Consider the following 20,402-nt stretch of genomic DNA (forward strand, 5'->3'; position numbering starts at 1 on the left):
GCTCGCGGATCGCGTCTTCACCGATCTTCTTGTCGGAATCTTCAAGAGCGGCAAGTGCCGAACCCTTGACGATCGGAATATCGTCGCCCGGGAAGTCGTAGGACGACAGAAGTTCGCGAACTTCCAGTTCAACCAGCTCGAGAAGCTCGGCGTCGTCAACCTGGTCGACCTTGTTGAGGAACACGACGATTGCCGGAACGCCAACCTGGCGAGCAAGCAGGATGTGCTCGCGCGTCTGCGGCATCGGGCCGTCGGCAGCCGAGCAAACCAGGATCGCGCCGTCCATCTGCGCCGCACCGGTGATCATGTTCTTGACGTAATCGGCGTGGCCGGGGCAGTCAACGTGGGCATAGTGGCGAGCAGGCGTCTCATATTCGACGTGCGCCGTCGAAATGGTGATGCCGCGCGCCTTTTCTTCCGGCGCAGCGTCGATCTGGTCATACGCCTTGTATTCGCCGAAGTACTTCGTGATCGCAGCAGTCAGCGACGTCTTGCCGTGGTCGACGTGACCGATCGTGCCAATGTTGACGTGCGGCTTATTGCGCTCAAACTTGCTCTTTGCCATTAGTGGCTCTCCATTCTTGTCCCTTGACGGGAATAATCTTCAAATCTCTGATGGGGCGTACCCCGATCACTTCTGACCGGAGTACTTTGCCTGGATTTCCTGCGCCACGTTCGACGGAACCGGCGAATAGTGATCGAACGTCATCGAGTACTGCGCGCGGCCCTGCGACATGGAGCGCAGATTGTCGACGTACTTGAACATGTTCGCGAGCGGAACGTGCGCGCTGATCACGATCGTGATCCCACGCGATTCCTGACCCTGGATCTGACCGCGACGCGAGTTCAGATCGCCGATCACGTCACCGACGTAATCTTCAGGGGTCACGACTTCGACCTTCATCATCGGCTCGAGAAGCTGTGCGCCAGCCTTCTTTGCTGCTTCACGGAAGCAGGCACGCGATGCGATTTCGAACGCCAGAACCGAGGAGTCAACGTCGTGGTAGGCGCCGTCGATCAGGGTCGCCTTGACGCCGAGCATCGGGAAGCCAGCGAGCGGACCGGAAGACAGAACGCTTTCGATACCCTTCTGAACGCCCGGGATGTATTCCTTCGGAACAGCACCACCGACGATCTTGGACTCGAACTTGAATTCTTCGCCTTCAGGGTTCGGTTCGAAGACGATCTTCACGCGAGCGAACTGACCGGTACCACCGGACTGCTTCTTGTGCGTGTAGTCTTCTTCGTGCTGACGCGTGATGGTTTCGCGGTAGGCAACCTGCGGAGCACCGACCGTTGCTTCAACCTTGAACTCGCGACGCATACGGTCAACGAGAATGTCGAGGTGAAGTTCGCCCATGCCGGCGATGATCGTCTGACCGGATTCTTCATCCGTCTTGACGCGGAACGAAGGATCTTCAGCAGCCAGGCGGTTGAGCGCGAGGCCCATCTTTTCCTGGTCGCCCTTGGTCTTCGGCTCGATCGCGATCTGAATGACCGGCTCGGGGAATTCCATGCGCTCGAGGATAACCGGCTTCAGCGGATCGCAGAGCGTATCGCCAGTGGTGGTTTCCTTGAGGCCGGCCAGAGCAACAATGTCGCCGGCAAAGGCTTCTTCGATGTCTTCGCGCGAATTGGAGTGCATCTGCAGCATACGGCCGACGCGCTCACGCTTGTCCTTGACCGTGTTGATGACGGATGTGCCCTTTTCGAGCTTGCCCGAGTAGATACGGGCAAAGGTCAGCGAACCGACGAAGGGGTCGTTCATGATCTTGAAGGCGAGCATGGAAAGCGGCTCGCTGTCGTCGGCATGACGCTCGATATCGGCTTCGGTCTTGAAGTCGATGCCCTTGATCGCCGGAATGTCGGCAGGCGACGGCAGGTAATCGACGACGGCGTCGAGAAGCGGCTGAACGCCCTTGTTCTTGAACGCGGTGCCGCAGAACATCGGGTGGAACTTCACGTCGATGGTGCCGCGACGCACGAGTGCGCGGATCTTCTCGTTGTCGGGCATGATGCCGTTCAGGTAGTCTTCCATCGCCTGTTCGTCGACTTCGACAACCGTCTCGATCAGCTTTTCGCGATATTCGTCAGCCTTGGCCTTCATATCATCAGGGATTTCAACGACGTCCCACTGAGCGCCGAGCGATTCGTCGCGCCAGATGAGTGCGTTCATCTCGATCAGGTCGATAACGCCCTTGAACTCGGTCTCAGCGCCGATCGGCAACTGCATGACAACGGCGATGGCGCCGAGACGGGTCTTGATCATCTCTACCGAGCGGTAGAAGTCAGCGCCGGTCTTGTCCATCTTGTTGCAGAAGATCATACGCGGAACGTTGTACTTCTCAGCCTGACGCCAGACGGTTTCCGTCTGCGGCTCTACACCGGCGTTGGCGTCGAGCAGAGCGATGGCACCGTCGAGAACGCGCAGCGAACGCTCGACTTCAATGGTGAAGTCGACGTGGCCGGGGGTGTCGATGATGTTGAAGCGGCGCATCTTGCCGTCGCGACCCTTCCAGAAGGTCGTGGTGGCTGCGGAGGTGATGGTGATACCACGCTCCTGCTCCTGCTCCATCCAGTCCATCGTGGCAGCGCCATCATGGACTTCGCCGATCTTGTGCGACTTACCGGTGTAATAAAGAATACGCTCGGTGGTCGTGGTCTTGCCGGCGTCGATATGCGCCATGATACCGAAATTGCGGTAGTCTTCGATTTTATATTCGCGAGCCATAATGGACTGCCTTTCGATATGCGACCGTTTAAGATTACCAGCGGTAATGCGAGAATGCGCGGTTAGCGTCGGCCATCTTGTGCGTGTCTTCACGCTTTTTGACAGCAGAACCGCGGTTGTTCGCAGCGTCCATGAGTTCGCCCGAAAGGCGATCGACCATGGTCGTTTCGTTACGCTTGCGAGCAGCAATGATCAGCCAGCGGATGGCGAGAGCCTGACGGCGCTCCGGACGAACGTCGACCGGAACCTGATACGTGGCACCACCAACGCGGCGCGAACGCACTTCAACGTGCGGAGCAACGTTGTCGAGGGCGGAATGGAACACGCCGAGCGGCTCCTGCTTCGTCTTGCCCTGAACGACGTCGAACGCGCCGTAAACGATGCTTTCTGCAACGGACTTCTTGCCATGAAGCATGATGGCATTCATGAACTTGGTGACGATCAGATCGCCGAACTTCGGATCCGGGTTGATCTCACGCTTTTCTGCACTATGGCGACGGGACATATTCTTTGTCTCTCAATGTTATTGACGCTAAACCACGCGGAGAACCTCGCGCAGCGCCTGATTGTTATTGCCGAAAATTACTTCGGACGCTTCGCACCGTACTTCGAACGGCGCTGCTTGCGGTTCTTGACGCCCTGGGTATCGAGAACACCGCGAATGATGTGGTAACGCACGCCCGGCAAGTCCTTTACGCGGCCGCCGCGGATCATGACCACGGAGTGTTCCTGAAGGTTGTGACCTTCGCCAGGAATGTAGCCGATGACTTCGAAGCCGTTGGTGAGGCGGATCTTGGCAACCTTACGCAGAGCCGAGTTCGGCTTCTTCGGGGTCGTCGTGTAAACGCGGGTGCAAACACCACGCTTCTGCGGGTTTTCCTGAAGTGCAGGAACCTTGTTGCGCTTTACCTGTGCCTGGCGGGGCTTGCGGATCAGCTGGTTTACGGTAGGCATATAACCATCCCTTGCAAAAACTACTTTAGCCACCCTCACGGGTGGCGGCTATGCCGTTTCCGGCGACGAAGCACGCATATATCCTCATGCGCAAAACGTGGCCCGATCCGTTTTCACGGATGGACCACCAAGAGCAGAGGACGCCGGATGAGGCGTCTTGCGTGCAACATTCGTGTCTTCTACGTGCAATGGAGTTCTGTTTGAGATGAGGTTCAGGAAAAACCTTCCCAAACGGCCAGCACCCACAGAGGCTCCGATGGCGGGCGTACTACTGTTTTAGCCAGCTTTCGTCAAGGGTGAATCCGCATTTTGCGCGGGCGCCCTTGGCCACAAAGCCCGCGCGCAGGCCATTTCTCCCTCCTTCTAACATAAGTCATCGCCGACAACGGCGATTTTGACCTCCGGCCTTTGGCTTTTCACAAAATCCGTCTATTGATTCCCTCAAGCGGGCCGGAGCTGGCCCTGCCGCGTGCAAGACCGATTCCGGCCGGCCCGCACACTCCACAACGACATATCAAGGAACCGCGTCATGACCACCCTCCCCGACAACGACAACGGACGCGACGAACCGATGGTCTTCATCGTCATCGGCAAGGCTTACGAGCACGACAATTCCGACGGCATCGACATCCACGTCATTCTGCGGGCGCCGGACGACGATACCGCCGTGCGCGAAACGCTGAACGCGCTTTCCGAGGAAGGCTTCATCGAGGCGGACCTCGACCAGATCGGCATGCTGACCGAAGTACCGGATGAAGAGCCGCACGCCTCCGCCTATCAGGGCGCACTCGAGGGCGAAGTGGCCATCATCCGTTTCGCCTGAGGCTGGCCCCGATGGCGGTGAAGCGCATCGTCGCCAACATCGCGACACCCGACCTTGCAGGGGCGGGTGTCTTCTATGGCGAGATTCTCGGCATGACCGTCGCCATGGATCACGGCTGGATCGCGACCTATGCAAGTCCTCTTGAAACGGTGGCCCAGATCAGCTTCGCCCGCGAAGGCGGCTCCGGCACGGCCGTCCCGAACCTTTCCATCGAGGTCGACAATTTCGACGAGGTCCACGCGAGAATCCTGAAAGCGGAACTGCCGGTCGAATACGGCCCCATCAACGAAATATGGGGCGTCCGCCGCCTGTTCCTGCGCGATCCCTTCGGCAGACTTGTTAATATATTAAGTCACTCATAGAATATATACTATAAATATAGTAGTATTATTTGTATTTCTATTGAATAACATAAAGACATGGGCATAGAATAATCCAGGCGCATATTTCGGTGGCGGGTTGGATAATATATCTTCGGCAGACATTATCGATGACATCTACGAGGCGGCGCTTTTCCCCGACCGCTGGCCGAAGGTCTTAGCCACAATTAGCCACCGGCTCGATTTCTGGGACGGCGCCCTCACCTGGGGCAAGGGCGATGAGCAAGTCTGGCTCTTCACGCCCAGTTTCCAGGAACTGATGCAAGCCTTCATGAAGGATGGCTGGAACCACCGCAACGACCGCCTCACCCGCGCCGTCCGTGAGGGACAATTTTCCTTCGTGCACGATTTCGATATTTTCACCCATGCCGAATGGGCGGCGCTGCCGATCGTGCGCGATTTCCTCATGCCGCGCGGACTGGGATATGGCGTGGCGACGCAGGTCGCTCCACCGGACCATCCTGAAATGACGATACTCTTCGAACGCAGGCTCGACAGTGGCGTCATCGGTCCGGAGACCATGGCGGCGCTCGGACGGCTGAGGCCGCATATAGCCCGCAGCCTCACTCTGGCGACACAGTTACAGCGCCAGAAGGCAGACGCCATGACGCACGGTCTCAATGCGATAGGCGCACCGGCGGCGGTGCTCCAGGCAAGCGGACGGGTTCTTTCCGCCAACAACCTGTTTCAGACGATCAAGAAATGTATTTCCATCCGGGCCCGTGACAGGATTCTGATCTTTGACGAGAGATTAAACCGATTGCTCTACAAGGCGCTCGCCGGGCATGGCGTCAGTTCCTTCCCTTTGCCGACCAGCGAAGACAAGGCCTGCATCCTTCACGTCATACCGCTGCGCAGGGACGCGCAGGATCTCTCCCCGAACGGCAGCGCCATCCTGCTGATATCGCAGCCATCAGGCACCATTGCCGATGCCACGCCGCTGCTGAAGGGGCTTTACGATCTGACCAAGGGCGAAGCCCGTGTCGCGGTGGAAATCATGAAGGGTCTTTCATTGCCCTCCGTGGCGAAGCAACTTCAAATTTCCCACGAGACGGTTCGCAGCAACGCCAAGTCTATCTATGCAAAAACCGGCAGCACCGGCCAGACCGACCTCGTTCGCCAGCTTTCCGTTTTGACGCGCTACACCATCGGCGAACAGGGCTGACCCCCGTGAAGCCGCCGGCAATCTGAAAGACCAGACCGGGTCTCGAATCTTTCCGGAACAAAAAACGCCCGGATTGCTCCGGGCGTTTCCACTAAGCTTTGGCGGGGCCTCGCAAAGCCCCTGCCCTGTTGACCTTATTCGGCAGCCGTAGCCGGATCCGTCATGTCCTGCAGCATCTGTGTTGCAGAGCCTGCACCCGTACCCTTGCGGCGTTCCTCAAGGATGAGGTCGTCGCGCGAGGTGGCGATGCGGCGGATCTGCGTCATTGTGCCGCCGGTGCCGGCCGGGATGAGGCGGCCGACGATGACGTTTTCCTTGAGGCCCTGCAGCGTGTCCGTCTTGCCGGCGATCGCAGCTTCCGTGAGAACCTTTGTGGTTTCCTGGAACGATGCGGCCGAGATGAAGGACGGCGTCTGCAGCGAAGCCTTGGTGATACCGAGCAGAACCGGATCGCCATAGGCAGGCTTCTTGCCTTCTTCCATCAGGCGGTCGTTGTTGTCGTCAAGCTCGATACGATCGACATTGTCGCCAACGATATAGTGGCTGTCGCCCGCATCGGTGACTTCAACCTTCTGCAGCATCTGGCGAACGATCACTTCGATGTGCTTGTCGTTGATCACAACGCCCTGCAGTCGGTAGACTTCCTGGATTTCGTTCACGAGGTAGGAAGCCAGAGCCTCTACGCCCTTGATCGCCAGAATGTCGTGCGGTGCCGGGTTGCCGTCGAGAATGTATTCGCCCTTCTCGATGTAGTCGCCTTCCTGAAGATGGAAGGGCTTGCTCTTCGGGATCAGGTATTCGACCGGCTCGACACCGTCCTCGGCAGGCTCGATCTGAACGCGACGCTTGTTCTTGTAGTCGCGACCGAGACGGATCGTACCATCGATTTCGGCGATGACAGCGTGATCCTTCGGACGACGTGCTTCGAACAGTTCGGCAACGCGCGGCAGACCACCGGTGATGTCCTTGGTCTTGGCGCTTTCCAGCGGCGAACGTGCAAGCACGTCACCCTGGAAGACCTTGGTGCCCGGTTCAACCGACAGAATGGCGTCTACGGACAGATGGAAGCGGGCTTCGCCACCACGGCTAAGCTTCGCAACAGCGCCCGAAGCATCCTTGATGATGATCGCCGGCTTGAGGTCAGAACCGCGCGGCGTCGAACGCCAGTCGATAACCTGACGCTTGGTGATGCCGGTGGATTCGTCGGTGGCTTCCAGAACGGAGAGACCATCGACGAGGTCCTCGAAGTGAACGGTGCCTTCCACTTCCGTCATCATCGGACGGGTGTAGGGGTCCCACTCTGCAAGACGCTGGCCACGCCTCACCTTGTCGCCGTCATCCACGAAGATCTTCGAACCGTAAGCGACACGCTGCGAGGAACGTTCCACGCCGCGCTCATCGAGAATGGTGACCGACATGTTACGGCCCATTGCAATGAGAACGCCATCGGAGTTCCGCAGGATGTTGCGGTTCTTGATCTGGATCGTACCTTCATACGATGCTTCCAGGAACGACTGGTCGACCACGTTTGCCGTACCGCCAAGGTGGAAGGTACGCATGGTGAGCTGTGTGCCCGGTTCACCGATCGACTGTGCGGCGATGACGCCAACGGCTTCGCCCATGTTGACCGGAGTACCGCGTGCAAGGTCGCGACCGTAGCAGACGCCGCAAACGCCGATCTGCACTTCGCATGTCAGCGCCGAACGGATACGGACGGACTGGATGTTGGCCTTCTCGATTTCGACCACATCGGCTTCGTCGATCAGCTTTGCCGCATTGACGATGCGCTCGCCGGTCACCGGATGATCGATGTCATCCAGCGCGGTACGGCCGAGGATACGTGCGCCGAGCGAGGCAACAACCTGACCGGCATCGACGATGGCGGTCATGGTGAGGCCCTTGTCGGTGCCGCAATCCACGGAGTTGACGATGCAATCCTGCGCCACGTCGACGAGACGACGGGTCAGGTAACCGGAGTTGGCGGTCTTCAAGGCGGTGTCTGCCAGACCCTTACGGGCACCGTGGGTCGAGTTGAAGTACTCGTTAACGGTCAGGCCTTCCTTGAAGTTCGAGATGATCGGCGTCTCGATGATTTCACCCGATGGCTTGGCCATCAGGCCGCGCATGCCGCCGAGCTGACGCATCTGGTTCGGAGAACCGCGGGCGCCCGAATGGCTCATCATGTAGATGGAGTTCATCGGCAGCTGACGGCCCGTTTCCGGGTCGAATTCCACAGCCTTGATGCGCGCCATCATTTCTTCGGCGACCTTCTCGGTTGCCTTGCCCCAGGCGTCGACAACCTTGTTGTATTTTTCGCCCTGGGTGATGAGACCGTCATTATACTGCTGTTCGTATTCCTTCACCAACGCTTCCGTATCGCCGACGATTTTCACCTTGGCGTCCGGAATGACCATGTCGTCCTTGCCGAACGAAATGCCGGCGCGGCAGGCGTGGGAGAAGCCGAGCTGCATGATGCGGTCGCAGAAGATCACCGTGTCCTTCTGGCCGCAGTGACGGTAGACCGTGTCGATCATCTTGGAGATGTTCTTCTTGGTCATTTCCTGGTTGCAGGTCTCGAACGGCACGTTGACGTTCTTCGGCAGAAGTTCGCCGATGAGCATGCGGCCGGGGGTCGTTTCATAAATCTTCGATACCGGCTTGCCGTCGGCATCCACGGTCTTGAAGCGACCACGGATCTTGGCATGCAGCGTCACGACCTTGTTTTCAAGCGCGTGATGCAATTCGCCGATGTCCGAGAAGGCCATGCCTTCGCCGGGCTCGTTCTGGTTCATGATCGACAGGTAATACAGGCCGAGAACCATGTCCTGCGAAGGAACGATGATCGGATGGCCGTTTGCCGGATGCAGGATGTTGTTGGTCGACATCATCAGCACGCGGGCTTCAAGCTGAGCTTCGAGCGACAGCGGCACGTGAACGGCCATCTGGTCGCCGTCGAAGTCGGCGTTGAAGGCCGTGCAGACGAGCGGATGCAGCTGGATGGCCTTGCCTTCGACCAACATGGGTTCGAAGGCCTGGATACCCAGACGGTGCAGCGTCGGTGCGCGGTTCAGAAGGACCGGATGCTCGCGGATGACCTCGTCGAGGATATCCCAGACCTCCGGCTTTTCTTTTTCAACCAGCTTCTTGGCCTGCTTGACGGTCGAGGAGTAACCCTTGGCGTCGAGGCGGGCATAGATGAACGGCTTGAACAGTTCGAGCGCCATCTTCTTCGGCAGGCCGCACTGGTGCAGCTTCAGTTCCGGGCCGGTCACGATGACCGAACGGCCGGAATAGTCGACGCGCTTGCCGAGAAGGTTCTGGCGGAAGCGGCCCTGCTTGCCCTTGAGCATGTCGGAGAGCGACTTCAGCGGGCGCTTGTTGGCACCCGTGATGACGCGGCCACGACGGCCGTTATCGAACAGCGCATCGACGGATTCCTGCAACATACGCTTTTCGTTGCGGATGATGATACCAGGCGCGCGAAGCTCGATCAGGCGCTTCAGACGGTTGTTACGGTTGATGACGCGGCGATAGAGATCGTTGAGGTCGGACGTCGCGAAACGGCCGCCATCCAGCGGAACCAGCGGACGAAGGTCCGGCGGAATGACCGGAACGACCTTCATGATCATCCATTCCGGACGGTTGCCGGATTCCATGAAGTTCTCAACGATCTTGAGACGCTTCATGTATTTCTTCTGCTTGAGTTCCGACGTGGTCTCGGCAAGCTCGGCGCGCAGGTCGCCGGCGATCTTTTCGAGGTTCATCGAAGCCAGCATCTCGTAGATGGCTTCAGCGCCGATCATGGCGGTGAACTGGTCTTCGCCGAATTCGTCAACGGCGATCATGTACTCTTCCTCGGACAGAAGCTGGTTCTGCTTCATCGAGGTGAGGCCCGGTTCGGTGACGATGTAGTTCTCGAAATAGAGAACGCGCTCGACATCCTTCAGCGTCATGTCGAGCAACGTCGAGATACGCGAAGGAAGCGACTTCAGGAACCAGATATGGGCAACAGGCGCAGCAAGCTCGATATGGCCCATGCGCTCGCGGCGAACGCGCGACAGCGTAACTTCGACGCCGCACTTTTCGCAGATGATGCCCTTGTACTTCATGCGCTTGTACTTACCGCACAGGCACTCGTAGTCCTTGATCGGTCCGAAGATGCGCGCGCAGAAAAGACCGTCGCGTTCCGGCTTGAACGTACGGTAGTTGATGGTTTCCGGCTTCTTGATCTCGCCGTAGGACCACGACAGAATTTTTTCCGGCGAAGCGATCGAAATCCGGATGGAATCGAAATGCTGCGCAGGCACCTGAGGATTGAAAAGATTCATGACCTCTTGGTTCATGCCTTGTCTCCTTGAGAGGCTAGCTGCTGCCCCTGTTTGCATCTGGACCGGCTTCTTCCCGGGTCACCGTCCAGAGCTTTAAATACGGATTAACCGCACAATGCGGCGAAAGTGTCCCACGGCAACCGCCGGCTGCCGGGGAAACCGGCAGGCGCCCAAAAGGCGCCCGCCTCTCTTACTCTTTATTCCGCCGCGTCAGGCAGCTGATCCTCGGACTGGTTCTCGATCTTCGAGTTCTCCAGTTCGACCGAAAGACCGAGCGACCGCATTTCCTTGACGAGAACGTTGAAGCTCTCGGGGATACCGGCCTCGAAGGTATCGTCGCCACGGACGATTGCCTCGTAGACCTTCGTGCGGCCCGCCACGTCGTCCGACTTGACGGTGAGCATTTCCTGCAGCGTGTAAGCCGCGCCGTATGCTTCCAGAGCCCAGACTTCCATTTCCCCGAAGCGCTGTCCGCCGAACTGCGCCTTGCCGCCCAGCGGCTGCTGGGTAACGAGCGAGTAAGGACCGATCGAGCGAGCATGGATCTTGTCGTCGACAAGGTGGTTCAGCTTGATCATGTACATGTAGCCGACGGTGACCTTACGGTCGAACTGCTCACCGGTACGACCGTCATAAAGAACGGACTGACCGGATTCATGCAGACCTGCCTTCTTCAGCATCGCAGCAACGTCTGGCTCATGCGCACCGTCGAAGACCGGGGTCGCGATGGAAACACCGCGCTTGGCTTCTTCGGCAAGCTTGACCAGCGACGCATCGTCAAAGCGCTTCACCTCGTCATGCGATTCACTCGCATAGATTTCGGTAAGCTCCGTGCGAAGCTCGCTGATGTCCAGCGTCTTGTGATACTCTTCGAGCATCTCGCCGATCTTCTTGCCCATGCCTGCGCATGCCCATGCGAGGTGGGTTTCGAGGATCTGGCCGACGTTCATGCGCGAAGGCACGCCGAGCGGGTTCAAGCAGATATCGACATGCGTGCCGTCTTCGAGGAACGGCATGTCCTCGACAGGGACGATACGCGAGACGACGCCCTTGTTACCGTGACGGCCGGCCATCTTGTCGCCCGGCTGGATCTTGCGCTTCACAGCAACGAAGACCTTGACCATCTTCATGACGCCCGGAGGCATTTCATCGCCGCGCTGGACCTTTTCGACCTTGTCCATGAAGCGCTGTTCAAGGCGCGACTTGGATTCGTCGTACTGGCCGCGAAGCGCTTCCAGTTCGGACTGAGCCTTTTCGTCCTCGACCGCGAACATCCACCACTGCGAGCGGGGATATTCGGAGACGATGGCGTTGGAAAGCTCGACGCCCTTCTTGAAACCCTTCGGACCGGCGATGGAAACCTGACCACGCAACATGTCGATCAGACGGCCGTAGACGTTACGGTCGAGGATAGCCTGTTCGTCGTCGCGGTCCTTCGCCAGACGTTCGATCTCTTCGCGCTCGATTGCCATCGCGCGCTCGTCCTTCTCCACACCGTGACGGTTGAAGACGCGGACTTCCACAACGGTGCCAAACGTGCCCGGAGGCATGCGCATGGAGGTGTCGCGAACGTCGGAAGCCTTTTCACCGAAGATGGCGCGCAGAAGCTTTTCTTCCGGCGTCATCGGGCTTTCGCCCTTCGGCGTGATCTTGCCGACGAGGATGTCGCCCGGCTGAACTTCCGCACCGATGTAAACGATACCGGCTTCGTCGAGGTTCTTCAGCGCTTCTTCCGAAACGTTCGGAATGTCGCGCGTGATTTCTTCCGGACCAAGCTTCGTGTCACGCGCCATCACTTCGAATTCTTCGATGTGGATGGAGGTGAACACGTCGTCGGAAACGATACGTTCCGACATCAGGATCGAGTCTTCGTAGTTGTAGCCGTTCCAGGGCATGAACGCGACGAGCGCGTTGCGGCCGAGCGCCAGGTCGCCGAGGTCGGTCGACGGGCCGTCCGCGATGATATCACCCTTGGAGATGAGATCGCCGACGGAGACCAGCGGACGCTGGTTGACGCAGGTGTTCTGGTTCGAACGCTGGAACTTCTGCAGACGGTAGATATCGACGCCCGACTTGCCGGCATCGAGGTCTTCCGTAGCGCGGATAACGATACGGGTCGCATCCACCTGATCGACCACACCGCTGCGGCGAGCCGCAATGGCAGCGCCGGAGTCACGGGCAACGATCGGTTCCATGCCGGTGCCGACGAACGGCGCTTCCGCCCGCAGAAGCGGAACGGCCTGACGCTGCATGTTCGAGCCCATGAGAGCGCGGTTGGCGTCGTCGTTTTCCAGGAACGGAATGAGAGCCGCCGCGACCGAAACGAGCTGCTTCGGCGAAACGTCCATCAGGTTGATGTTGTCGCGCGGTGCGAGCATGACTTCGCCCGAGTGACGGCAAACGACGAACTCTTCAACGAAGGTGCCTTCGCCATCGAGTTCGGCATTGGCCTGTGCGACGTAGTACTTGGCCTCTTCCATGGCGGAGAGGTAGATCACGTCGGTCGTCACTTTGCCGTCGATGATCTTGCGGTACGGGCTTTCGATGAAGCCGTACTTGTTGACGCGGGCAAAGGTGGCAAGCGAGTTGATCAGACCGATGTTCGGGCCTTCCGGCGTTTCGATCGGGCAAATACGGCCATAGTGGGTCGGGTGAACGTCGCGGACTTCGAAGCCGGCGCGCTCACGGGTCAGACCACCCGGTCCAAGAGCCGAAAGACGGCGCTTGTGGGTGATTTCCGAAAGCGGGTTCACCTGGTCCATGAACTGCGAAAGCTGCGAGGAACCGAAGAATTCGCGAACGGCGGCAGCTGCCGGCTTCGCGTTGATCAGGTCCTGCGGCATCACGGTGTCGATTTCGATCGAGGACATACGTTCCTTGATCGCACGTTCCATGCGCAGAAGGCCGAGGCGGTACTGGTTTTCCATCAGCTCGCCGACCGAACGCACACGGCGGTTGCCGAGGTTGTCGATGTCGTCGATTTCGCCCTTGCCGTCGCGCAGTTCGACCAGCATCTTCACGACCGCGAGGATGTCTTCCTTGCGCAGCGTGCGCACGGTGTCTTCCGCATCGAGGTCGAGACGCATGTTCATCTTCACGCGGCCAACAGCCGAAAGGTCGTAACGCTCGCTATCGAAGAACAGCGAGTTGAACATGGCTTCCGCCGAGTCCATCGTCGGCGGTTCACCCGGACGCATGACGCGATAGATGTCGAACAGCGCTTCCTGGCGGTTCTGGTTCTTGTCGGCGGAGAGCGTGTTGCGGATATAGGCGCCAACATTGACGTGGTCGATGTTGAGGACCGGAATCTCGTCAAAGCCGGACTGAAGAATGAGGCCGAGCGTCTTCTCGTCGATTTCGTCGCCGGCTTCGAGATAGATTTCGCCCGTCGAGTAGTTGACGATGTCTTCGGCAAGGAAGTTGCCGTAGAGGTCTTCGTCGGTCGCCTTGAGTGCCTTCAGGCCCTTGTCGACGAGCTGACGGATAAGACGCGGGGTCAGCTTCTTGCCACCTTCGACAACGACTTCGCCGGTATCGGCGTCGATCATGTCGGTGATGACCTTGGCATTCTTCAACGCCTCAGGCTGGAACGGAATCCGCCAGCCATCGCCGGCGCGCTCGTAGGAAGCCTTAGTATAGAAGGTCGACAGGATTTCTTCGCCATCCATGCCGAGCGCCATCAGGAGCGAGGTCACGGGCAGCTTGCGGCGGCGGTCGATACGCGCATAGACGATGTCCTTGGCGTCGAACTCGATGTCGAGCCAGGAACCGCGATACGGGATCACGCGCGCAGCGAAAAGCAGCTTGCCGGAAGAATGGCTCTTGCCCTTGTCGTGATCGAAGAACACGCCCGGGGAACGGTGCATCTGCGAAACGATGACGCGCTCGGTGCCGTTGACGATGAACGTGCCGTTATTGGTCATGAGCGGCATGTCGCCCATGTATACGGACTGTTCCTTGATGTCCTTGATGGACTTCGCGCCTGTATCCTCGTCAATATCGAACACGATGAGGCGCAGCGTCACTTTCAGCGGCGCAGCATAGGTCAGGTCGCGCTGACGGCATTCCTCGACGTCGAACTTCGGTGCTTCGAATTCGTACGAAACGAATTCGAGCATGGACGCACCGGAAAAATCGGTGATCGGGAATACGGATTTGAATACGGCATTCAATCCCTCGTCGGGACGGCCACCCTTGGGCTCGTCAACCATGAGAAACTGGTCGTACGAAGCCTTCTGAACCTCGATGAGGTTCGGCATTTCCGCTACTTCTGGAATTTTGCCGAAAAACTTGCGTACGCGCCTGCGACCGTTAAACGAAAGGGTCTGAGCCATCGTCGCTCCTTTAAAATTGCATCCGGGCCTGCAACGGACGGGAACCGATGGCCAGTCGATCCCGTCAAGCAATGGGTGTCATCAATCTCGTTCCACATCCCGTATCGATCAGGCCGGATTGCCTAGATGAGCCGGTTCGGAACCATTCTCTTGAAGAACCCATTACCCAAAAGCCATTTTCACGCGGCTTTTGGGTAATAAGTTTTAAAACGATGACGACGGAAAGGGGCATGAAGCCCCTTCCCGCCAGCAATCGCAAAATTACTTAACGTCGACCTTGGCGCCTGCGTCTTCAAGCTTCTTCTTGAGGTCAGCAGCTTCAGCCTTGGAAACAGCTTCCTTGACAGCCTTCGGAGCGCCTTCAACGAGGTCCTTGGCTTCCTTCAGGCCGAGGCCCGTGATAGCGCGAACTTCCTTGATGACGTTGATCTTGTTGGCGCCAGCGTCAACCAGGACAACGTCGAATTCGGTCTTTTCTTCTTCAACGACAGCAGCAGCAGCACCGCCAGCAGCAGCAACAGCTACCGGAGCAGCGGCGGAAACGCCCCACTTTTCTTCGAGAAGCTTCGACAGTTCTGCAGCTTCCAGAACGGTCAGGGTGGAGAGGTCTTCAACGATCTTTGCGAGATCAGCCATTTTGATAGTTCCTTTTGTTCAGTTCGAACCAGTTTGAATAGTTACAGCGAAAAACCGCCTTAAGCGGCTTCGTCCTTCTTGGCGTAAGCCGAGAACACCCGTGCAAGCTGGCTTGCAGGTGCTGCGACAACCGTAGCGATGCGCGTTGCCGGGGCATTGAGAAGGCCCAGCAGCTTTGCACGCAGCTCGTCCAGCGAAGGCAGGGTCGCAAGCGACTTGACTGCTTCGGCGTTGAGCGTGGTTGTACCCATGGCGCCACCGAGAACAACGATCTTGTCGTTGGTCTTGGCGAAATCCATGACGACTTTCGGAGCCGTCATAGGGTCGACGCTGTATGCAATCAGCGTCTGACCCGTGAAGAGATTTGTCATCCCTTCCGACTCCGTGCCCTGAAGAGCGATCTTGGCCAGGCGGTTCTTCGCGACCTTGACGGTGCCTCCGGCAGCGCGCATTTTCGAACGGAAGTCGTTCATCTGCGCAACGGTGACACCAGCATAGTGGGCCACGACAACCGAACCGGAAGCCTTGAAGACTTCGTTCAGCTCCGTGACGAATTCGCGTTTTTCCGCTCTTTCCACTGTCTGTCTCCAGTAGACGGGGCCACATAAGTGTGAACCCGTCGGGTTTGCCTTTGCCCCAAGGGACCTTTTACAAAGATCCCGAGCGACGCTCGAGGATCCTGTCCCCCGCTCTGTCGCCGTAAACGGCTTCAGGCACAGGCACACCAGGTTCGAACCGGACAGTCAGGCATCCAAAGACGCCTCAAATCCAGCCTCACCCGTCTCATGCAGGCTTTAGTGATTAAGGCCAGACCCCGAGGGAAATGGCCGCCTACAATCTCGGACAGGAGTTCCGGGTTTCCCCGGAAATCTCCGGCTCCCTGAGAGCCGGAAATTCTTTTAGTCACGCTCCCCGATAGGGAAGCGCGAGAATTGATTAAGCCGAAACCGACGAAGGGTCGATCTTGACGCCCGGACCCATGGTCGAGGAGATGGCAACACGCTTGACGTAGTTGCCCTTGGCGCCAGCCGGCTTTGCCTTGATGACCGCATCGGCGAAAGCCTTGATGTTTTCTTCAAGAGCCTTGGCATCGAACGAAGCCTTGCCAACGCCAGCATGTACGATACCGGCCTTTTCGACGCGGAACTCGACAGCGCCGCCCTTGGACGCCTTGACGGCGCCGGCAACATCCATCGTCACCGTACCGACCTTCGGGTTCGGCATCATGCCACGCGGGCCGAGTACCTTACCGAGACGGCCGACGAGCGGCATCATGTCCGGGGTCGCGATGCAACGATCGAAGTCGATCTTGCCGCCCTGGACGATTTCAACCAGCTCTTCCGCACCGACGATGTCAGCGCCGGCGGCCTTGGCTTCGTCAGCCTTGACGCCACGGGCAAAAACGGCAACGCGAACGTCACGGCCAGTGCCGTTCGGCAGATTGACAACGCCGCGAACCATCTGGTCCGCATGACGCGGGTCAACGCCGAGGTTCATCGAAACTTCAACGGTTTCGTCGAACTTGGCGATCGCACGTTCCTTGACCATCGAAATGGCGTCGGTCAGAACGTAGAGCTTGTTAGGATCCACGCCTTCGCGGATCTTCTGAATGCGCTTTGCTACCTTGGTCATGATCAACCTACCACTTCAAGGCCCATGGCGCGGGCAGAACCCTCAACCATTGCCATTGCGCCTTCGATATCGGCAGCATTCAGATCCTTCATCTTGGCTTCTGCGATCGTCTTGACCTGAGCCTTGGTGATGGAGCCGACCTTGGCACCCTTGCCGGGTGTCTTGGAGCCGGAGGTGATCTTTGCTTCCTTCTTCAGCCAATATGTCATCGGCGGCTGCTTCATGATGAAGGTGAAGGATTTGTCCTGGTAGTAGGTGATGACGACCGGGATCGGCATACCCTTTTCCATTTCCTGCGTGGCGGCATTGAACGCCTTGCAGAATTCCATGATGTTAACGCCACGCTGACCAAGCGCAGGACCGATCGGCGGGGACGGATTGGCCGACCCTGCCTTCACCTGAAGCTTGAGCTGGCCTGCAACTTTCTTAGCCATTTCTCTCTGCCTTTCAATTCAAACCGGTCGCCCGGTTTCTCTTCTAGCCGGATCGCTCCGGCGGCTGCGGTTGCGTGGTGCGGTGTGCTGCCCCGGCTTAAAGAGCCAGCCTGCCTCCCACGCGGTTTGGGGTTTCACCCCTCCAGTCAGACCTTCTCGACCTGACTGTATTCCAGCTCGACCGGCGTAGCGCGGCCGAAAATCGAAACTTCCACCTTCAGGCGCGAACGCTCTTCGTCGACATCCTGAACCACGCCGTTGAACGACGCGAACGGACCATCGGAAACGCGAACCTGCTCGCCGATCTCGAACGTAACCGAAGACTTCGGACGCTCGACACCTTCCTGAACCTGACCGAGAATACGGTCGGCTTCATAATCCGGAATCGGAACAGGCTTATTGTCCGAACCGAGGAAACCGGTTACCTTCGGTGTGTTCTTGATGAGGTGATAAGCCTCATCAGTCAGGTCGGCGCGCACCATCACGTAACCCGGAAAGAACTTGCGCTCGCTGTCGACCTTGCGGCCACGACGAACCTCGACGACCTTTTCGGTCGGGACGAGGATTTTCTCGAAAAGATGACTAAGACCCTTCTGACGGGCCTTTTCTTCGATCGACTCGGCGACCTTCTTTTCGAAATTTGAATATGCGTGAACGATGTACCAGCGCGCTGCCATTTTTTTATTCTCCGTTCAATCCGTTACCGGCCGACACTCAGCACGAGGCTAAGCAGCCAGCCGATGAGCTGGTCAGCAGCAAAAAAGAACAGAGCCGCAAAAATGACCATCACAAGCACCATAGCCGTCGAAATCATGGTCTCGCGGCGCGACGGCCAAGTGATCTTTGACGCTTCGGCGCGCACCTGCTGCAGAAACGTAAACGGATTGGTTTTGGATGCCATTGACTGCCCACGCAATTACGGCGCGTAAAGCCGAACTAGTCAGCCCCACGCACCGCGTGTCTGTTTTGACCTTACATAAACACCGATTCCGCTTTTAACAAGAGGAAATCGACATTCGGCGAAATTCGCCGGAAACCCGGCACCCATCTGCCATGCAGCGAAGACCGCGCTTGCGGATGGAAAGTGGCAGGGGCAGTAAGGCTCGAACTTACGACCTGCGGTTTTGGAGACCGCCGCTCTACCAACTGAGCTATACCCCTTTAACACCGTAACCGGCTAAGAAAATCGCTTGGCCAATTCGGTATGCGCTCCTTTAAGACGCAGGGAAAAGAATGGCAAGCCCTTTTTGTCCGCTTCCAGAATAATCTACGGAGCTTGTGGACATGTTTTTTTGGCCACAAGACGGACTGGTGATCAAAGGCACTCACCGCAATAAACACCGCCCGCCACCGGTCGCGACAAACGAGTACGATCGATGCCGGCGAACAATAATTCCTGATGATTCAGGGTTTCGGGCGTGCTGCGGCCGGGCTTCACAAGCTACTGTTGCCTATACTTACGCTTGAAATGAGCAGCACGGCGCGCCGCTGAACGTCGCCATTTACGAATCGTCGCCATAGAAAAGAAGCGAGAGAGTTTCTTTAAAATTCCGCGAAAACCGTGACCGGTCTTGCTGCCGTAATTGCTGCGACCAAACCCCGAATGGCTGATGCCCGTGCCGGCCAGCCAGGCCATGATTGCCCCCTCCTCCTTGTAGTGAAGGCTGATCTCGGCCTCTGTCCTGAAACCGGCATAACCTTGCGGCAGCTTTCTATAGTCTGAAAGCCGCTTCACCGTGGGATTGAACGTAAAACTATGCCAGACGCGATGTGCGGTCGGAGGTATCCGCCAATACGCGATCTCTCCCGGCGCATTCGGCATGCGATGGATGTCCCGAGGCATGTCGGCATCCGTTCTGAGCTGCACCAGCGCGACCTGCGGATCCCGCTTCAGTATCTCGATGCCCTTCCCCACCACCTGCGAAGCGGGAAACGCCCAGTCGTCTTCCAGGTGCAGAATGTAGGGCGTCTGAACTTCCGAGTAGGCTTTGTCGATGGAGCGGTGCTGCCCGATATTGACGCCGTTCAAAATGACCCTAATCGGTTGCGCCGGATACCGGGACGGTATCGTTTGCACCGTTTCGTCGTCCGAATCTTCGATAATAATAAATTCGCGCAGCGGATAATCATTCGTTGAGAAAAAGCTGTCGAGCGTCTCAACGAGGAGATCGGGGCGGCGGCAACTGGTCAGCACTACAGTTAAATCGGACATAGAGTTGTCTCGGAAGGAGTGGTCTCGGAAGGGAACAGCCCGCCGAATACTTCGGCATCAGCTGAGTACGCTCGCGGCCTAAGGCAAAGACCCGTTACACTCGCCACATCTTCGCCACGCAACATGGGCGATAAATGCCCGAGAATCTCAGGCATGACGTTAAATGGCAGAGAAATAGCATAAACCCCGAAGATACACCGCCATACATAAGAGTTGATGCAGGTAAAATCACTCAACTGCTGCCACCAGCGTAAGAAACTATCCTGTTATTTTCAAGCATCGCGCTTGACGTAAAAAATGATTTTCACAAAAAAACGGCGGTGCCGGAGCACCGCCGCTTTATATTTACGTCCTCAATATCCGGCGAAGTCGCCGTCTATCGAAATTACTCGACGATGCTCGCCACGATGCCGGCGCCGACGGTACGGCCGCCTTCGCGGATAGCGAAGCGCAGCTTTTCTTCCATCGCGATCGGCACGATCAGCTCGACTTCAACGGTGACGTTGTCGCCAGGCATAACCATTTCCGTGCCTTCAGGAAGCGAAACGATACCGGTCACGTCAGTCGTACGGAAGTAGAACTGCGGACGGTAGTTCGTGAAGAACGGCGTATGACGGCCGCCTTCTTCCTTCGTCAGGATGTAGGCTTCTGCCATGAACTTCTTGTGCGGCTTGACCGAACCCGGTTTGCACAGGATCTGACCACGCTCGACGCCGTCACGGGTAACGCCGCGAACCAAAGCACCGATGTTGTCGCCAGCCTGGCCCTGATCG

18 protein-coding genes and 1 tRNA gene are annotated in these 20,402 nt (G+C 57.8%); 3 read left to right on the forward strand and 16 right to left on the reverse strand.

The features are described from left to right. From RS75_RS23355 to rpsL, 4 genes are all read right to left on the reverse strand, one after another. A partial coding sequence (locus RS75_RS23355) for a GTP-binding protein (protein WP_045023892.1) occupies nucleotides 1-565 on the reverse strand: 565 nt, incomplete at its 3' end. A 66-nt stretch (nucleotides 566-631) separates the two neighbouring features. Further along, entirely contained in the window at nucleotides 632-2,731 is a 2,100-nt protein-coding gene (gene fusA, locus RS75_RS23360) for an elongation factor G (RefSeq protein ID WP_045024931.1), read from the reverse strand. 34 nt (nucleotides 2,732-2,765) lie between these two features. Beyond that, nucleotides 2,766-3,236, reverse strand: a complete 471-nt coding sequence (rpsG, locus tag RS75_RS23365) for a 30S ribosomal protein S7 (RefSeq protein WP_045024933.1) — start codon at nucleotides 3,234-3,236, stop codon at nucleotides 2,766-2,768. Between the two features lie 77 nt (nucleotides 3,237-3,313). Continuing rightward, the gene (gene rpsL / locus RS75_RS23370) at nucleotides 3,314-3,685 is read right to left on the reverse strand and encodes a 30S ribosomal protein S12 (RefSeq protein ID WP_003507760.1); all 372 of its coding nucleotides are present in this window, start codon (nucleotides 3,683-3,685) and stop codon (nucleotides 3,314-3,316) included. A 529-nt stretch (nucleotides 3,686-4,214) separates the two neighbouring features. Here rpsL and RS75_RS23375 point away from each other — a divergent pair. From RS75_RS23375 to RS75_RS23385, 3 genes are all read left to right on the forward strand, one after another. Then, the gene (locus RS75_RS23375) at nucleotides 4,215-4,508 is read left to right on the forward strand and encodes a hypothetical protein (protein ID WP_045024935.1); all 294 of its coding nucleotides are present in this window, start codon (nucleotides 4,215-4,217) and stop codon (nucleotides 4,506-4,508) included. Between the two features lie 11 nt (nucleotides 4,509-4,519). Continuing rightward, nucleotides 4,520-4,870: a VOC family protein gene (locus RS75_RS23380; protein ID WP_045024937.1), complete on the forward strand. Its 351-nt coding sequence runs from the start codon at nucleotides 4,520-4,522 to the stop codon at nucleotides 4,868-4,870. 97 nt (nucleotides 4,871-4,967) lie between these two features. Then, nucleotides 4,968-6,053: a helix-turn-helix transcriptional regulator gene (locus RS75_RS23385; RefSeq protein WP_045024939.1), complete on the forward strand. Its 1,086-nt coding sequence runs from the start codon at nucleotides 4,968-4,970 to the stop codon at nucleotides 6,051-6,053. Between the two features lie 134 nt (nucleotides 6,054-6,187). Here RS75_RS23385 and rpoC read toward each other — a convergent pair whose 3' ends face one another. The 12 genes from rpoC to RS75_RS23440 form a co-directional block, all read right to left on the reverse strand. Continuing rightward, entirely contained in the window at nucleotides 6,188-10,396 is a 4,209-nt protein-coding gene (gene rpoC / locus RS75_RS23390) for a DNA-directed RNA polymerase subunit beta' (RefSeq protein WP_045024940.1), read from the reverse strand. Between the two features lie 182 nt (nucleotides 10,397-10,578). Then, nucleotides 10,579-14,715: a DNA-directed RNA polymerase subunit beta gene (gene rpoB, locus RS75_RS23395; protein ID WP_045024941.1), complete on the reverse strand. Its 4,137-nt coding sequence runs from the start codon at nucleotides 14,713-14,715 to the stop codon at nucleotides 10,579-10,581. A gap of 64 nt (nucleotides 14,716-14,779) precedes the next feature. Continuing rightward, nucleotides 14,780-14,947: a hypothetical protein gene (locus RS75_RS26710; RefSeq protein ID WP_160297205.1), complete on the reverse strand. Its 168-nt coding sequence runs from the start codon at nucleotides 14,945-14,947 to the stop codon at nucleotides 14,780-14,782. A gap of 29 nt (nucleotides 14,948-14,976) precedes the next feature. Further along, nucleotides 14,977-15,351 carry a 50S ribosomal protein L7/L12 gene (gene rplL / locus RS75_RS23400; protein WP_045024943.1) on the reverse strand — a complete coding sequence of 125 codons (375 nt, stop codon included), beginning with the start codon at nucleotides 15,349-15,351 and terminating at the stop codon, nucleotides 14,977-14,979. A gap of 59 nt (nucleotides 15,352-15,410) precedes the next feature. Then, entirely contained in the window at nucleotides 15,411-15,929 is a 519-nt protein-coding gene (rplJ, locus tag RS75_RS23405; RefSeq protein WP_045024945.1) for a 50S ribosomal protein L10, read from the reverse strand. A 358-nt stretch (nucleotides 15,930-16,287) separates the two neighbouring features. Further along, complete coding sequence (gene rplA / locus RS75_RS23410; protein ID WP_045024947.1) at nucleotides 16,288-16,983, reverse strand: 50S ribosomal protein L1; 696 nt, start codon at nucleotides 16,981-16,983, stop codon at nucleotides 16,288-16,290. Nucleotides 16,984-16,985: 2 nt separating this feature from the next. Beyond that, nucleotides 16,986-17,417 carry a 50S ribosomal protein L11 gene (gene rplK / locus RS75_RS23415; protein ID WP_045024949.1) on the reverse strand — a complete coding sequence of 144 codons (432 nt, stop codon included), beginning with the start codon at nucleotides 17,415-17,417 and terminating at the stop codon, nucleotides 16,986-16,988. Between the two features lie 146 nt (nucleotides 17,418-17,563). Further along, nucleotides 17,564-18,094, reverse strand: a complete 531-nt coding sequence (gene nusG / locus RS75_RS23420) for a transcription termination/antitermination protein NusG (RefSeq protein ID WP_045024951.1) — start codon at nucleotides 18,092-18,094, stop codon at nucleotides 17,564-17,566. A 23-nt stretch (nucleotides 18,095-18,117) separates the two neighbouring features. Beyond that, nucleotides 18,118-18,318 carry a preprotein translocase subunit SecE gene (gene secE / locus RS75_RS23425; protein WP_042618546.1) on the reverse strand — a complete coding sequence of 67 codons (201 nt, stop codon included), beginning with the start codon at nucleotides 18,316-18,318 and terminating at the stop codon, nucleotides 18,118-18,120. Between the two features lie 184 nt (nucleotides 18,319-18,502). Next, nucleotides 18,503-18,578, reverse strand: a tRNA-Trp gene (locus RS75_RS23430). 280 nt (nucleotides 18,579-18,858) lie between these two features. Further along, nucleotides 18,859-19,629, reverse strand: a complete 771-nt coding sequence (locus RS75_RS23435; protein WP_045024955.1) for a glycosyltransferase — start codon at nucleotides 19,627-19,629, stop codon at nucleotides 18,859-18,861. Between the two features lie 385 nt (nucleotides 19,630-20,014). Continuing rightward, the coding region (locus RS75_RS23440) for an EF-Tu C-terminal domain-related protein (RefSeq protein ID WP_045024703.1) at nucleotides 20,015-20,402 on the reverse strand (388 nt) is incomplete at its 5' end.

The organism is Rhizobium nepotum 39/7 (assembly GCF_000949865.1).
Lineage (GTDB): Bacteria > Pseudomonadota > Alphaproteobacteria > Rhizobiales > Rhizobiaceae > Agrobacterium > Agrobacterium nepotum.

Coding starts and splice junctions, on each gene's coding strand:
- fusA (WP_045024931.1), bottom strand. CDS start 2,731: ATGGCTCGCGAATATAAAATCGAAGACTACCGCAATTTCGGTATCATG.
- rpsG (WP_045024933.1), bottom strand. CDS start 3,236: ATGTCCCGTCGCCATAGTGCAGAAAAGCGTGAGATCAACCCGGATCCG.
- rpsL (WP_003507760.1), bottom strand. CDS start 3,685: ATGCCTACCGTAAACCAGCTGATCCGCAAGCCCCGCCAGGCACAGGTA.
- RS75_RS23375 (WP_045024935.1), top strand. CDS start 4,215: ATGACCACCCTCCCCGACAACGACAACGGACGCGACGAACCGATGGTC.
- RS75_RS23380 (WP_045024937.1), top strand. CDS start 4,520: ATGGCGGTGAAGCGCATCGTCGCCAACATCGCGACACCCGACCTTGCA.
- rpoC (WP_045024940.1), bottom strand. CDS start 10,396: ATGAACCAAGAGGTCATGAATCTTTTCAATCCTCAGGTGCCTGCGCAG.
- rpoB (WP_045024941.1), bottom strand. CDS start 14,715: ATGGCTCAGACCCTTTCGTTTAACGGTCGCAGGCGCGTACGCAAGTTT.
- RS75_RS26710 (WP_160297205.1), bottom strand. CDS start 14,947: ATGCCCCTTTCCGTCGTCATCGTTTTAAAACTTATTACCCAAAAGCCG.
- rplL (WP_045024943.1), bottom strand. CDS start 15,351: ATGGCTGATCTCGCAAAGATCGTTGAAGACCTCTCCACCCTGACCGTT.
- rplA (WP_045024947.1), bottom strand. CDS start 16,983: ATGACCAAGGTAGCAAAGCGCATTCAGAAGATCCGCGAAGGCGTGGAT.
- rplK (WP_045024949.1), bottom strand. CDS start 17,417: ATGGCTAAGAAAGTTGCAGGCCAGCTCAAGCTTCAGGTGAAGGCAGGG.
- nusG (WP_045024951.1), bottom strand. CDS start 18,094: ATGGCAGCGCGCTGGTACATCGTTCACGCATATTCAAATTTCGAAAAG.
- secE (WP_042618546.1), bottom strand. CDS start 18,318: ATGGCATCCAAAACCAATCCGTTTACGTTTCTGCAGCAGGTGCGCGCC.
- RS75_RS23435 (WP_045024955.1), bottom strand. CDS start 19,629: ATGTCCGATTTAACTGTAGTGCTGACCAGTTGCCGCCGCCCCGATCTC.